General features: G+C 47.8%; 11 protein-coding genes. 8 read left to right on the plus strand and 3 right to left on the minus strand.

The features are described from left to right. Nucleotides 1-50: 50 nt before the first annotated feature. A complete protein-coding gene (locus ACFPA1_RS24315) occupies nucleotides 51-2,120 on the minus strand; it encodes a transglycosylase domain-containing protein (RefSeq protein ID WP_378586535.1) in 2,070 nt (689 codons plus the stop codon). 225 nt (nucleotides 2,121-2,345) lie between these two features. Here ACFPA1_RS24315 and speE point away from each other — a divergent pair, with 225 nt between their 5' ends. The 5 genes from speE (at nucleotide 2,346) to ACFPA1_RS24340 (ending at nucleotide 6,888) form a co-directional block, all read left to right on the plus strand. Beyond that, on the plus strand, nucleotides 2,346-3,176 hold the full coding sequence (gene speE, locus ACFPA1_RS24320) for a spermidine synthase (RefSeq protein ID WP_213147945.1): 831 nt from the start codon (nucleotides 2,346-2,348) through the stop codon (nucleotides 3,174-3,176). Between the two features lie 54 nt (nucleotides 3,177-3,230). Further along, a complete protein-coding gene (gene speB / locus ACFPA1_RS24325) occupies nucleotides 3,231-4,103 on the plus strand; it encodes an agmatinase (RefSeq protein ID WP_213148108.1) in 873 nt (290 codons plus the stop codon). Between the two features lie 223 nt (nucleotides 4,104-4,326). Continuing rightward, nucleotides 4,327-4,737 carry a DUF1934 domain-containing protein gene (locus ACFPA1_RS24330; protein WP_378586539.1) on the plus strand — a complete coding sequence of 137 codons (411 nt, stop codon included), beginning with the start codon at nucleotides 4,327-4,329 and terminating at the stop codon, nucleotides 4,735-4,737. After that, nucleotides 4,734-6,404, plus strand: coding sequence for an arginine--tRNA ligase (gene argS / locus ACFPA1_RS24335; RefSeq protein WP_378586542.1), 1,671 nt, complete (start codon nucleotides 4,734-4,736; stop codon nucleotides 6,402-6,404). The genes ACFPA1_RS24330 and argS overlap by 4 nt, the downstream gene beginning before the upstream one ends. 304 nt (nucleotides 6,405-6,708) lie before the next feature. After that, nucleotides 6,709-6,888, plus strand: a complete 180-nt coding sequence (locus ACFPA1_RS24340; RefSeq protein ID WP_213117100.1) for an H-type small acid-soluble spore protein — start codon at nucleotides 6,709-6,711, stop codon at nucleotides 6,886-6,888. 36 nt (nucleotides 6,889-6,924) lie between these two features. On the opposite strand, the gene uvsE is transcribed toward ACFPA1_RS24340, so the two are convergent. After that, nucleotides 6,925-7,884, minus strand: coding sequence for a UV DNA damage repair endonuclease UvsE (uvsE, locus tag ACFPA1_RS24345; protein ID WP_378586544.1), 960 nt, complete (start codon nucleotides 7,882-7,884; stop codon nucleotides 6,925-6,927). Between the two features lie 58 nt (nucleotides 7,885-7,942). After that, entirely contained in the window at nucleotides 7,943-9,145 is a 1,203-nt protein-coding gene (gene cls, locus ACFPA1_RS24350; protein ID WP_378586547.1) for a cardiolipin synthase, read from the minus strand. Nucleotides 9,146-9,329: 184 nt separating this feature from the next. Between cls and ACFPA1_RS24355 the strand changes: the two genes are divergently transcribed. The 3 genes from ACFPA1_RS24355 (at nucleotide 9,330) to ACFPA1_RS24365 (ending at nucleotide 13,980) form a co-directional block, all read left to right on the plus strand. Continuing rightward, nucleotides 9,330-11,441, plus strand: a complete 2,112-nt coding sequence (locus tag ACFPA1_RS24355; RefSeq protein ID WP_378586550.1) for a heterodisulfide reductase-related iron-sulfur binding cluster — start codon at nucleotides 9,330-9,332, stop codon at nucleotides 11,439-11,441. 324 nt (nucleotides 11,442-11,765) lie between these two features. Beyond that, nucleotides 11,766-12,953, plus strand: coding sequence for an acetyl-CoA C-acetyltransferase (locus ACFPA1_RS24360; RefSeq protein ID WP_378586552.1), 1,188 nt, complete (start codon nucleotides 11,766-11,768; stop codon nucleotides 12,951-12,953). Nucleotides 12,954-13,128: 175 nt separating this feature from the next. Further along, nucleotides 13,129-13,980 (plus strand): 3-hydroxybutyryl-CoA dehydrogenase, encoded by an 852-nt coding sequence (locus ACFPA1_RS24365; RefSeq protein ID WP_378586554.1) that lies wholly within the window; start codon nucleotides 13,129-13,131, stop codon nucleotides 13,978-13,980. Nucleotides 13,981-14,141 lie beyond the last annotated feature (161 nt).

Raw genomic sequence — 14,141 nt, forward strand, 5'->3', positions numbered from 1 at the left:
ACTAGGACAGGAAAAAGCTCCGGGGCTGAACCCGGAGCTTTTTCCGTTCATTAACTCCATGGAAGAATGCGTTTATACCATGGGGTTTTTTGGTCATCGCCATTCTTATCATGCTTTTTCGAACCGCCTTTGCCGATATGCTCGGTGCAATATTCGGTTGGTTCAGTGCCAGTCACGTAGTAGGTGAAGCGGCGGACTGGGCAATCCCTGGTCGCAAGCTTGCCGTTCGTCGGGTCGACGTAAAGCCCGATGACACCCTCTTTTGGCGGCTTGAATGCTTTGACGGGCTTGCCGTCCAAAGCCTCCTCCATGAAATTCGCCCAAACGTTCTTCGCATACGTTTTCTCGGCAGTAACATCAAGCGGTTTGCCGATATCATAGCCTGCCCAAACGGCCGTCACCAGCTGTGGCGAGAAGCCGATCATCCAGCTGTCCGTTTCCGTCGAACCGGACTTTCCGGCATAGGGGCGGGTCAAGTCGTTGATGATAGTGCTTCCCGTAACCCTGGCATAGCCGCTAAGCTTAGGGTCGAACACACCGGTCATCATTTGTGTCATGACGAACGCTTTGGCCGGGTCCAGCACCTTTTCTTCTTTATTTTCCTTTTCAAAAATGACATTGCCATTAAAGTCTTCCACTCTCGTAATCAGGTTCGGGCTGACCTTTTTGCCGCCATTGGCGAACATGCTGTAGGCGTTCGCCATTTCAATCACTCGCACCCCTGAGGTACCCAGCGCAAGTGACGGCACCTTCGACATTTTGGTGGACAGGCCGAATTTCTTCGCTGTATCAATTAATGTTTCTTCCCCTAAAAAGAGGTGGGTTTTTACGGCAAAAATATTATCCGAAACGGCAAGGGCCTGAGCAAGAGTAATCTCGCCGTCAGCATATTTGTTGTTAAAATTATGCGGCGTATAGTCGGCCTGGCCGTCGTCAAATTGGAATTTCGTAAACTCGCTCCGCATCGTTGACGAGGGCGTGAAGCCGTGCTCAAGGGCCGCGTAATACAGGAGCGGCTTGATGGTCGAGCCTGGCTGGCGGACCGCCTGAACGGCCCGGTTGAACGGACTTTTTTCATAATCCCGGCCGCCGACCATCGCCTTTACATTGCCGTTTTTCGGGTCCATTGCGACAAGGCCGACTTGAATTTCCGAAGACTTCGATACATATTTATTGACTTGCTGCTCTGCCGCCTCTTGCTGCTTCATGTTCAGTGTCGTATAGACCTTTAGGCCGCCGAGGGTGATGGTCCGGTCATCGAGATGAAGCTGATTTTTTAAGGCCTTTTTAACCGCATCCTGAAAATAAGGGGCGGTCCTTGCTTTAACCGTCGGGTGTTCCCCCACGAAGACAAGGCGCTGCCCGGCCGCAATTTGGGCTGCATCTTTCTTGATGTATCCGTTTTTCACCATGCTTTGCAAAATAATGTTTTGCCGCGCTTTCGCGTTTTCGATAGACCGGAGCGGTGAATAGATGCCCGGCCCCTTCGGAATGCCGGCGAGCAGGCTTGCTTCTGCCAGCGAGAGGTCGGCTGCTTTTTTACCATAATAATATTGGCTGGCTGCTTCGACCCCATAAGCTCCGTTGCCGTAATAAATCGTATTTAAATAGCCTTCGAGAATTTGTTGTTTTGAATAGTTCATCTCGAGGCGGATTGCATAAAAGGCTTCGGTCAGCTTACGCGTCCAAGTTTTGTCATGCTCGAGGAAAAGGTTCCGAGCGTATTGCTGGGTGATGGTACTTGCCCCCTGAACCTTGGCGAAGGCCTTGATATCGGCGAGAACTGCCCCGGCAATCCGCTTATAATCAAACCCATGATGCTCGTAAAAATTTTTATCCTCAATCGCGATGGTCGCATTGACGAGATCCGGAGAGATATCGTTAAGCTTTGCCCAGTAGCGCTTCTGGCCGTTATTGCTTTCGCCGATCAGCGTTCCGTCGTCAGCGAAGAATAACGTCGACTGCGGAACGGCGAGCGGCGGCGGTCCTAGTATTTTCGCATAGGCGAGGACGCCGAGGAAAAGTACAAGCATACAAATCATGCCAATCAAGCTGATGATGATTAGAGCACGCAAATATTTAACTGTTTTTCGAAAACCGTGATTCGTCATGACTTCCATGCTAACTTCACCCCCTGTTTTTTTGTAATACCGTTCTGACGGGAAATTTTGGATTTTGGAAAAAACCGATAGTAATAGTATTGAAAAAATAGACTCTTTTTAAACAATTTTTTGCAGGAATTTGAAACATTTTTGCTAGACTTTTTCATGTGTTTGTAATTCAATAGTTTGGGTAGTATAAATTTGAAGTGTTTATTAGAAAAAAGAGGAAAGGAAGATGGTTAGATGGGCGGACTTTGGTTTACGGAAAAGCAGACCGAGAACTTTGGGATTACGATGAAAGTGAATCAAACTTTACATACAGAACAAACCGAGTTTCAAATGCTGGAAATGGTAGAAACAGCCGAGTGGGGCAACATGCTCTTGCTAGACGGCATGGTCATGACTTCGGTAAAAGACGAGTTCGTCTACCATGAGATGGTCGCACATGTGCCGTTATTTACGCATCCGAATCCGGAGAATGTGCTGGTTGTCGGCGGCGGTGATGGCGGCGTCATCCGCGAGGTGTTGAAGCACCCAAGTGTGAAAAAGGCGACGCTTGTCGATATCGACGGGAAAGTAATCGAGTATTCGAAGAAGTTCCTGCCTGAGATTGCCGGCTGGCTGGACGACCCTCGTGTCGATGTCCGCGTTGATGATGGGTTTATGCACATTGCCAATAGTGAAAATGAATACGATGTCATTATGGTAGACTCGACTGAACCGGTTGGACCCGCCGTGAACCTGTTTACAAAGGGATTCTATGCCGGGATTTCCAAGGCATTGAAGGAAGACGGAATCTTTGTGGCCCAGTCAGACAACCCGTGGTTTAAAGCGGATCTGATTCGCAATGTGCAGCGTGACGTTCGTGAAATTTTCCCGCTGACCAACCTTTATGTTGCCAATATCCCAACCTATCCAAGCGGCCTGTGGGCATTCACCATCGGATCGAAAAAATACGATCCGCTCGCAGTCGGCGACGACCGCTTCCACGACATCGAAACACGATACTACACAAAAGAACTCCACAAGGCAGCCTTTGTTCTGCCGAAATTTGTGGGGGATTTGTTGAAATAAAATGGTCTGGTGATGTATTGGGGGGCGTACCTCCGTTAGAAAGGGGAATAAATGATGCGTTTTGATGAAGCGTATTCGGGGAATGTATACATTAAGAGCCACCCGAATTTTGAGGAGAGTCAGGTTGTATTATATGGAATGCCGATGGACTGGACGGTAAGCTACCGCCCGGGTTCCCGTTTCGGCCCGGCACGGATTCGCGAGGTGTCGATTGGGCTTGAGGAGTACAGCCCGTACCTCGACCGCGAGCTTGATGAAGTAAAATATTTCGATGCGGGCGATATTCCGCTTCCGTTTGGGAATGCCCAGAAGAGCCTTGATATTATTGAAGATTTCATTGACCAGGTATTGGCTGCCGAGAAGTTCCCGTTTGGCATGGGCGGGGAGCACCTAGTTTCCTGGCCGGTTATGAAGGCTGTTTTTAAAAAATATCCGGATTTAGCGATTATCCATATGGATGCCCATACCGACCTGCGTGAAAATTATGAGGGTGAGCCGTTATCGCACTCTACACCAATTCGTAAAATCGCTGAGCATATTGGGCCGCACAACGTGTATTCTTTCGGCATCCGTTCCGGGATGAAGGAAGAATTCGAGTGGGCCAAACAAAACGGCATGCATATTTCCAAGTTTGAAGTGCTTGAGCCGTTAAAGGAAATTCTGCCGAAGCTTGCTGGTCGTCCGGTATATGTCACAATCGATATCGACGTCCTCGATCCAGCGCATGCGCCAGGAACTGGTACCGTCGATGCGGGCGGAATCACCTCAAAAGAGCTGCTTGCTTCGATTCATGCGATTGCCCGTTCCGAGGTAAATGTGGTCGGCTGCGACCTTGTTGAAGTGGCGCCAATCTACGATGTATCCGAGCAAACAGCCAACACAGCTAGCAAACTGATTCGCGAAATGCTGCTTGGCTGGGTGAAATAAGTGTTGCATGGGGTCAGACCCCCGATAGAGTAACGCGTTAAAGCGATGGGGGTCAGACTCCCTAAAAGATGCCTGCCCTTTTTTGGGTGGGCATCTTTTGATTTGTAGGTAAACCATGTTTATAATAGGAAAAGTATGCGAAACGGTGTGTAAGTCAATGTTATAGACATGGACAGAGAAAAAAGAGCTTATCAAGGTTCCTTTTTTTAAAGAGGAGTGCAGCATGGAGATTCCTGTAAAGATTAACGTGAAGACAACGATTGATGACCAAGAGACGTTTGAACTGACGGTGTTTGGCCGCTACTTTCAAAAAGATCAGGCTTCCTACCTGCAGTATGAGGAAGTGCTGGAGGAGGGGATGGTGCGCACGATTGTGAAAACATCCCAAGACGAGGCCCTAATCCTAAGAAGCGGCCCTTTGAAGATGCGCCTGCCCTTTCAACTGAATCGGAAGCTTCGCGGCAGTTACGAGCTGGCGTTTGGGACGTTCGAGACAACGACGAAGGCGCGAAAACTGGACCATTCATTCGAAAATGGCAGCGGACATATCAGCATCCTATATGATTTTGCCATGCAGGGAACGCCTGCCGGTACATACCATTTAGAAATAAGTTTTCAGGAGGAACAAAAATGAATATTGTGGGACAAGTGCAGCAAAAGATTAAGGAGGAAATTCGGGCAGCGGTGCTGAAGGCAGGGCTTGCGTCCGAAGAGCAGATTCCGGATGTGATTCTCGAAACCCCGAAGGAGAAGGCACATGGCGATTATTCGACCAACATGGCGATGCAGCTGGCGCGGGTGGCGAAGAAGGCGCCGCGGATGATTGCCGAGGCCCTTGTGGAGAACTTCGACCGTTCCAAGGCTTCGATTGAAAAAATGGAAATTGCCGGGCCGGGGTTTATTAATTTTTACATGAATAATTCGTATTTGACTGAGCTGATTCCGACGATTTTGCAGGCTGGGGATAAGTATGGCGAGACGACAGTTGGCCGCGGCCAGAAAATCCAAGTGGAATTCGTGTCGGCGAATCCAACGGGCGACCTTCACTTAGGACATGCGCGCGGTGCGGCGGTCGGTGATTCTTTAAGCAACATTTTGGCCAAGGCTGGCTATGATGTGTCCCGTGAATATTACATCAATGATGCTGGAAATCAGATTAATAACCTGGCGCTATCTGTTGAAGCGCGCTATTTCCAAGCGCTTGGTCTGGAAAAAGAAATGCCGGAGGACGGCTACCACGGTGCGGACATTGTGGGGATTGGCAAGCAGCTTGCGGAAGAGTTTGGCGATAAATATGTAAATGTCTCTAAAGAAGAGCGTTTTGAATTTTTCCGGGAATATGGCTTGAAATACGAAATGAAAAAGCTCCAAAGGGACCTCGAGGACTTCCGTGTCCGCTTTGATGTGTGGTATTCGGAAACATCGCTTTATAAAAATGGAAAAATTGACACGGCGCTGGCGGCATTGCGGGAGAGCGGCTATATCTATGAGCAGGACGGGGCAACCTGGCTGCGTTCCACCGAACTTGGCGACGACAAGGATCGCGTGTTGATTAAGCAGGACGGCTCTTACACGTATTTGACGCCGGATATTGCCTATCACAAGGACAAACTTGAGCGCGGCTTTGAAAAATTGATCAATATTTGGGGAGCGGACCATCACGGTTATATACCAAGGATGAAGGCGGCGATTCAGGCGCTCGGCTATGACCGCGAGGCGCTCGAGGTTGAGATCATCCAACTTGTTCATTTGTATAAAAACGGCGAGAAGATGAAGATGTCGAAGCGGACCGGAAAGGCTGTCACAATGCGGGATCTAGTCGATGAGGTCGGCCTCGATGCGACGCGTTATTTCTTTGCGATGCGCAGCTCGGATACGCATATGGATTTTGATTTAGATTTGGCGGTGTCGCAGTCAAATGAAAATCCGGTTTACTATGCGCAGTATGCTCATGCGCGGATTTGTTCCATTTTGCGGTCTGGCGAGGAGCAGGGATTTGCAGTTGATTCCGGTGCTGATTTTTCAATGGTGGCTTCTGAAAAGGAAATCGAATTGTTGAAAAAGTTGGGCGAGTTCCCGCATGCGGTTGGTGAAGCGGCGTTGAAGCGCGTGCCGCACCGGGTTACCAATTACATTTTTGAATTGGCTTCGACGTTCCACAGCTTTTACAATGCGGAAAAGGTGCTCGAGGCTGGTGAGCCTGAGCGGACTAAGGCACGCCTTGGATTGGTGAACGCTGTGCAGATTACGTTACGGAATGCGCTGGCGTTGATTGGGGTTTCGGCACCGGAAAAAATGTAGCGCATTGTTATCCAATTTGAATTGCCTCCTTTTTTGAAAAGGGGGCCTTTTTATTGGGGTTGGCGAGTAAATTGGGGGTTTTGGCGAGTAAACTGGTAAAACAGACGAGTAAATGTTGGTATTAGGCGAGTAATTTAAAAAGTTGGCGAGTATATTCCAGAAACTGACAAGTAAACAAAAAATGACGCACAAAAATAGATTAACGGCCCTTGATTTTTATCAAATAGTCCCTAAAAATATGAATACCCTCCAAAAAAATGCAAATAGTAATAGTGTACTTATTTGTGAGGAGTGGACCGAACGCATGAATGTAGGCAGAGCGAAGGAAATTTTGGAATCCGCGGATATGATTAATGTGACCTATGAGGGAACGCCGGTCATTATCCAGCATGTGGACGAAGCATCGAAAATGGCGCGGATATATTCCAGGACGGATCCTGAACATGAGCAGGATGTTCCTGTCTTAAACTTAATTGAAGAATAAAAGAGTCTCCGGGGTCGGGGACTCTTTTTACTGGAGTTATTTAATTTCTAGCGCACCTCCACTAATCCGCTTAAAGCCGCGAATCTTGCTTAAGTCCTCCACCAATTTCAAGCAGGCTTGATCCTTTGCTTTCGCCTCAATCATGAAATCAACATCCTTTCCAGCCTCTTTCAGCATTTTTAAAAAGGGCATGATAAACTCAGGGTCGACGAAATCCGCATGGGACCGGTATTCCTTTTCCGACTTGGGAGAGGAGATGTGTACCTTCGGCAAGAGGCTCGGCCTATGGGACCAGGTTTGGAAAATCTGTGGCAGCAGTTCCTCAAGCGGCTTGGTGCAAGGATTGGCCATATGGTGATGGTAATCAAAAACGAACGGAATCGTCTCTTCTTCACATACAGCCAGCGTCTCTTCTGCGGTATACGTTTTGTCGTCATTTTCTAAGGTCATAATATTTTTTATATGAGCAGGCAAGGCTTTCAGGTTTTGATGAAAACGGGAAAGGGCATGCTGTTTGTCACCATAAGCACCGCCGATATGGATGTTAATCAAGCTTTCCGCCGCAATTCCCATGGCATCCAGCATTTGAAAATGGTAGGTCATGTCGATCACCGCGTTCTCCGTAATTTGCGGCTTTGACGAGGTAAACAAGGTAAATTGGTTCGGGTGAAAGCTGACCCTTAGGTTGTGCTTTTTCACAAGGTCGCCAATTTCCTGCCACTCGCTGCGAAATGGGGCGACGAAGTCCCAGCGCACCTCCGGATGGGTGGCAAGCGGAACAATCGAGCTGGAGAATCGGTACAGTTCCAGCTCATGAGCCACATTATAATGGAGCATCCGCAGTGTGTGGTTCAGATTTTGTTTCGTAATCTCGCGGAGTTTAGCCGCCCGCTCCTCAGAGTTCAGCTGTTGATACCGCGCAAAGGTAAGAGTCTTGGCAGGAGAGGCATCCCACAAACTAATCGCATGCGAAACATACCCAAAGCGAATTCTCATTACTCCCACCTCCCATAGAAATAGTTCACCCCAAATGTTCACGCCAGTGCCTGAGGCCTTATAAAAAGTAAGAAACCACTCCAGCAACAGCTTCTTTCATCGATCTGGCTAAGTTTGGTTTGTTCAGTTGCTCGAGTGTGAGCCGGGTGGAGTCGTGGATGTCTTTGTCCAGTATGCCTTTTATTCTGTCAATAAAACTTGAGTCGTAGATGTAGCAGTTGATTTCTTGGTTTAAAAAGAGGCTGCGTTGGTCAAAGTTGGCAGTACCGATGTCGGCGACCTTGTTATCAATGACAATGGTTTTGGCATGGTAAAAACCTTTATTATACTGATAAACCAATGCGCCTTCGCGAAGCAGCGTTCGTAAATACTTGAACGAAGCCTCTTTCACGAGTGCGTGGTCAGAAACTTCCGGTACAATGATGGTCAGACAGACGCCCCGCTGTACCGCCTTCCGCAGCTCCGCAAAAATCTTCCTGCTTGGAATAAAGTAAGGTGTGCCGATGGTAATCGATTTTTCAGCCAATTGAATGAGACTGATAAACATACATTCCAGCTGATCGGCTTCTGTCGGAATAAATTGCTGGCGGACGGCGCCCTTAGGCAATTTCGGGAAATATTTCGACTCACCTTGCAAGTCAACCCCTGTGCATCGCTCCCAATCAATCAGAAACTCACTTTGTAGAAAATTGACGCTTTCACTGCTGATTTTTAGATGATAATCACGCCATGGGCCAAGGCTAGGTTCTTCGTCAATATATTCCTTCCCGATATTAAACCCGCCAAGATAGCCAATTCGCCCATCTATAATCGAAATCTTACGGTGGTTCCGGACCTGCATCGAGTAAAAAAGATAGGGGAGCTTTACCGGATTGCTGAAGGCAAACTCTACCCCCGCCGCGCGTAGCTCTTTTATCTCAGCTCCTTTTACTTTCCAGCTGCCAAGCCGGTCCAGCAGCAAGCGAACCTCAACTCCGGTTCGTGCTTTTTCTTTTAAAATTGAAAGAAATTCCTGACTAAAGGCATCATCCTTTACAATATAAAACAACACATGGATATGTCTTTCTGCCTCGCGCAGCACGGAGAAGTAGTCGTGAAACAGTTCCTTACCATGAGGAAAAATGTCAAAATCACCATGCAGGATGGGAGTTTCCATTTTTCTTACAGAAGAATGATGCTTCTGTCGCCCTAGACAAAAGTCCAGAATAAGCCATATAATGAAAAGTAAGACAATTCCGAAAAAAATGACGAAAAAATTCATTGGAAAACCTTCCTCCAATCAGTTTCGTTAGTTTTTCCAACTACAAACATTTCTATAAGTTTGCAAAAATTCATTGACTGAATGCTCATTCATATTATAATAGAGTTAAGGTAATTCAGAAAATTTACTATTTTGAACATCTAGTAAAAAATTAGGGGAGAAATCAACGAAAGGGGCTTATTTCATGAATGGACTTTTATGGGTCAACCTTATTGCCTTCTTGGCCGTAACCGCTTACGCGCTCAGCCTGTTCGTCTATGTTGTCAAAACACGGATCGAATATATGAAGCTTGGCAAAAAGGAAGAGTTTGACAACAATGTCAAAGAACGTATGCGAAAAATCTGGGTCATGGTATTTGGGCAGAAGAAGCTTTTAAAGGATAAAAAGAGTGGTGCCATCCACGTTATGTTCTTTTACGGCTTCATTCTTGTTCAATTTGGAGCGATCGATTTTATTTGGAAAGGGCTTGCACCAGGATCCCACCTTCCACTTGGACCGCTTTATCCGGCATTTACATTCTTCCAGGAGATCGTCACTTTAGTCATTTTAGTGGCAACTTTCTGGGCATTCCATCGCCGTTATGTTGAGAAACTTGTCCGCTTAAAGAGAGGCTTTAAATCAGGTCTTGTCTTAATCTTTATCGGCGGCTTAATGGTTTGGGTGCTTTTAGGAAACGGAATGGGCATCATCTGGCATGGTGAAGAAACTTCGTTGGCAGAACCAGTGGCATCTCTCATTTCAATCATCTTCGCCGGGATCGGCAAAACAGCAGCAGTGTCCATCTTTTATGTAGCATGGTGGTTGCACTTGATTTTCTTATTGGCATTCTTAGTGTATGTGCCGCAGGGAAAACACGCTCACTTAATCGCCGGTCCTGCAAACGTTTACCTGAATCGTTTGGATAAGGCAGGTAAATTGAGAAAGATTGACTTCGAGGACGAAACCGCTGAATCATTTGGCGTTGGAAAAATTGAAGACTTCACACAACTGCAAATGATGGACTTCTATGCTTGTGTAGAATGCGGCCGCTGTACAAATATGTGTCCGGCAACCGGCACAGGCAAAATGCTGTCGCCAATGGATTTAATCGTGAAAATGCGTGATCATCTCACCAATTACGGTGCGGCTGTGACGCAAAAACAGCCGTGGGTACCAACATTTGCATTTTCCGGTACAAAGGGCAACCAGCTAGCGCTTGCCGCTGCAGGACAAGGTGCTTCCGAAACAGCAGCAACTTCCATCTACAGCCCTAGCCTGATCGGCGATGTCATCACCGAAGAAGAAATCTGGGCTTGTACAACCTGCCGTAACTGTGAAGACCAATGTCCGGTTATGAATGAGCACGTTGAAAAGATTATCGACCTTCGCCGTTACCTAGTTTTAACAGAAGGAAAATTGGATGCCGATGCACAGCGCGCGATCACTAACATCGAGCGTCAGGGCAACCCTTGGGGCTTGAACAGAAAAGAGCGCGAAACATGGCGCGAAGCTCGTGAAGATGTTCATGTGCCGACTGTCAAAGAAATGAACAAAGCTGGCGAAGAGTTCGAGTACCTGTTCTGGGTTGGCTCAATGGGCTCTTACGACAACCGCAGCCAGAAGATTGCGTTGTCCTTCGCTAAATTGTTGAATGAAGCAGGCGTGAAATTCGCTATCCTTGGAAACAAAGAAAAGAACTCCGGCGACACGGTCCGCCGTCTTGGAAACGAGTTCCTGTTCCAGGATCTTGCTGCGAAAAACATTGAAGAATTCGAAAAGGCTGAGGTTAAGAAAATCGTTACGATTGACCCGCACGCCTACAATATTTTCAAAAATGAATACCCTGATTTCGGGTTGCAGGCTGAGGTTTACCACCATACGGAGGTTCTTTTCGAACTTGTCCGCGATGGCCGTTTGAAGCCAAAGCATGCAGTAAACGAAACGATAACGTTCCACGATTCTTGTTACTTAGGACGTTACAACGACGTTTATGATCCGCCGCGTGAAATCTTGAAGGCCATCCCAGGCGTGAAGCTGGTGGAAATGGAACGGAACCGTGACAAAGGAATGTGCTGCGGCGCCGGCGGCGGCTTGATGTGGATGGAGGAAGAAACAGGACACCGCATCAACGTGGCACGTACAGAGCAGGCATTATCGGTGAACCCATCTGTCATTAGCTCCGGCTGTCCATACTGCTTGACAATGCTGTCAGACGGTACGAAGGCGAAAGAGGTTGAAGACAAGGTTGCTACCTACGACGTGGCTGAGCTTCTTGAAAAAGCTGTCTGCGGCGAGCCTGCGGCAGTGGCATCGTAAGACTGAAAATTGAATTTTAAAATAGCAGAGGTTGATTGCATACACGCGAAAAAATTTTAGGAATTTTGTGTAAAACAATTCAACTTCTGCTATTTTTTTTGTAAAATAGAATAAGTGGATTAAAACGCTTACATTTCCTTTTTAAATTAAATGCGTGGGCAGGGTGATCCCCTGGACCTGCGTTAGTTTTTGCAGCAGTGTTGAGCGAGCGTTCAGTCGATGATGAAATCAGCACGCTCCCATTTTTTTATGTACCGGTGACTGAAAATTGGGAAAAGGCATAATTGTTTTTTGAAATAAAAACAGGGGAAAGGAATGTTTTGAATGAGCAGAACGGTTATCTTAAGCGGGGTTAGAACGCCTTTTGGTAAATTGGGCGGGGCATTGAGCGGCTTTAGCGCTTCTCAGTTAGGCGGTATAGCCATTAAAGAAGCGTTACAACGTGCTAATGTGAATCCGGAAGACGTGCAAGAAGTGATATTTGGATCAGTCCTGCAGGGTGGACAAGGGCAAATCCCATCCCGCCAAGCTGCGCGGGGCGCTGGGCTGCCATGGGAAGTGAAAACAGAAACGATTAACAAGGTCTGTGCATCAGGCTTACGCAGCGTCACGCTTGCTGACCAAATCATCCGCGCCGGCGATGAAGAAGTGATTGTTGCAGGCGGTATGGAATCAATGTCAAATGCACCATACATTTTGCCAAAAGCAAGGTGGGGCCTAAGAATGGGCGACGCGGCTGTTCAGGATTTGATGATTCACGATGGATTGAGCTGCAGCTTTACCGGCGTGCATATGGGAACGTACGGAAACTCGACTGCTGAAGAGATGTCGCTTAGCCGCGAAGCACAGGATGAGTGGGCATTAAGAAGCCACCAGCGGGCCATTGAAGCAATCGAGAGCGGCAAGTTTGCCGAAGAGATTGTGAAGGTGGAGGTGCCGCAGCGCAAAGGGGCGACGGTAGTAGTCGAGCATGATGAAGCGCCGCGGAAAGACACTTCTATAGAAAAATTAGCTAAGCTTGGACCGGCGTTTAATGGCGAAGGTACCATCACAGCCGGAAACGCACCTGGGGTCAATGATGGAGCCGGTGCACTCGTGTTGATGAGCGAGGAACGTGCGGAGCATGAAGGCCGGCGGGTAGAAGCGGTCATCATCGGTCAGGCTGCGATTGCGGTAGAAGCCAAGGACTTCCCGCAAACACCGGGACTTGTTATCAATGAAATTTTACGAAAAACAGGCCGAAGCCTTGAGGAAATTGACTTGTTTGAAATTAACGAAGCGTTTGCGGCCGTAGCGCTGGCAAGCGGCCAAATCGCCGGCTTGGATCCGGAAAAAGTCAATGTCAACGGCGGTGCGGTTGCCCTTGGCCATCCAATTGGCGCAAGCGGAGCGCGAATCATCATTACTTTGTTGCATGAGTTAAAGCGCCGCGGCGGCGGGATCGGCATCGCGGCCATCTGCAGCGGCGGCGGCCAGGGCGATGCGATTATGATTGAGGTGCCGAAGAGGTAAACAACTTTGCTGAAAGGCAGACCGGCGGGCGGCAGTAACTGTCGTATAAGGCGTCGTTACTGTCGTATAAGTGACCATAACTGTCGCATAAGACATCCTTACTGTCGATACGCAAAAATAATACAAAAATCAAGGCCGGATTTCATTTCCGGCCCCGAAAATCGGAGGGGAAAACATGAAAGTTGAAAAGGTAATGGTAATTGGGGCTGGCCAAATGGGCTCGGGAATCGCCCAGGTTTGTGCACAAGCTGGTTATAAGGTTATTTTAAACGATTTGAAATCGGAATTTGTTGAGCGCGGACTCGGAGTAATCAACAAAAACCTATCCCGCAACGTTGACAAAGGCCGCTTGACCGAGGAGCAAAAGCAAGAGGTGCTTAGCAACCTGACTCCATCAACAAACCTGCAAGACGCATCCGGCGTGGATCTAGTCATCGAAGCAGCTGTTGAAAACATGGAAATCAAAACAAAAATCTTTGCACAATTAGACGAAATTGCGCCGGCTCATACGATTTTAGCAAGCAATACCTCCTCGCTGCCGATTACGGAAATCGCAGCAGCAACGAAGCGCCCGGAAAAGGTCATCGGCATGCACTTCATGAATCCGGTGCCTGTCATGAGGCTGGTAGAAATCATCCGCGGCTTGGCAACGGCTGACGAAGTGTATCAGGTCATCGAGGACATGACAAAAACGTTATCCAAAGTTCCTGTAGAGGTAAACGACTTCCCTGGCTTCGTTGCCAACCGCGTGCTGATGCCGATGATTAACGAAGCCATCTATACATTGTACGAGGGCGTAGCCACGAAGGAAGCCATCGATGAAGTAATGAAGCTTGGCATGAATCACCCAATGGGACCGTTAACGCTTGCTGACTTTATCGGTTTGGATACCTGCCTTTACATCATGGAAACATTGCACGAAGGCTTTGGCGATGACAAGTACCGCCCATGCCCGCTGCTGCGTAAATATGTAAAAGCAGGCTGGCTGGGTAAGAAGACTGGACGCGGATTTTATGTATACGAATAAGCTTTGAAGTCGTCAAATTTTACAAAAATAGAAAGATAGAGATAACGATATGGTCTACTCGGGAGAGAAATTTTTCAAGAATAGCAGTAGGGGTCTTAAAAATAGGGGTAGCAAGATTCAAGCAAAGAATACAGTATCCTCGAGAAAGGGGCTTTAAAAAT

The sequence above is a fragment of the Neobacillus sp. GCM10023253 genome, from assembly GCF_042653105.1.
In the GTDB taxonomy this organism is placed as follows: domain Bacteria; phylum Bacillota; class Bacilli; order Bacillales; family Cytobacillaceae; genus Neobacillus; species Neobacillus citreus.

Coding starts and splice junctions, on each gene's coding strand:
- ACFPA1_RS24315 (WP_378586535.1), bottom strand. CDS start 2,120: ATGGAAGTCATGACGAATCACGGTTTTCGAAAAACAGTTAAATATTTG.
- speE (WP_213147945.1), top strand. CDS start 2,346: ATGGGCGGACTTTGGTTTACGGAAAAGCAGACCGAGAACTTTGGGATT.
- speB (WP_213148108.1), top strand. CDS start 3,231: ATGCGTTTTGATGAAGCGTATTCGGGGAATGTATACATTAAGAGCCAC.
- ACFPA1_RS24330 (WP_378586539.1), top strand. CDS start 4,327: ATGGAGATTCCTGTAAAGATTAACGTGAAGACAACGATTGATGACCAA.
- argS (WP_378586542.1), top strand. CDS start 4,734: ATGAATATTGTGGGACAAGTGCAGCAAAAGATTAAGGAGGAAATTCGG.
- ACFPA1_RS24340 (WP_213117100.1), top strand. CDS start 6,709: ATGAATGTAGGCAGAGCGAAGGAAATTTTGGAATCCGCGGATATGATT.
- uvsE (WP_378586544.1), bottom strand. CDS start 7,884: ATGAGAATTCGCTTTGGGTATGTTTCGCATGCGATTAGTTTGTGGGAT.
- cls (WP_378586547.1), bottom strand. CDS start 9,145: ATGAATTTTTTCGTCATTTTTTTCGGAATTGTCTTACTTTTCATTATA.
- ACFPA1_RS24355 (WP_378586550.1), top strand. CDS start 9,330: ATGAATGGACTTTTATGGGTCAACCTTATTGCCTTCTTGGCCGTAACC.
- ACFPA1_RS24360 (WP_378586552.1), top strand. CDS start 11,766: ATGAGCAGAACGGTTATCTTAAGCGGGGTTAGAACGCCTTTTGGTAAA.
- ACFPA1_RS24365 (WP_378586554.1), top strand. CDS start 13,129: ATGAAAGTTGAAAAGGTAATGGTAATTGGGGCTGGCCAAATGGGCTCG.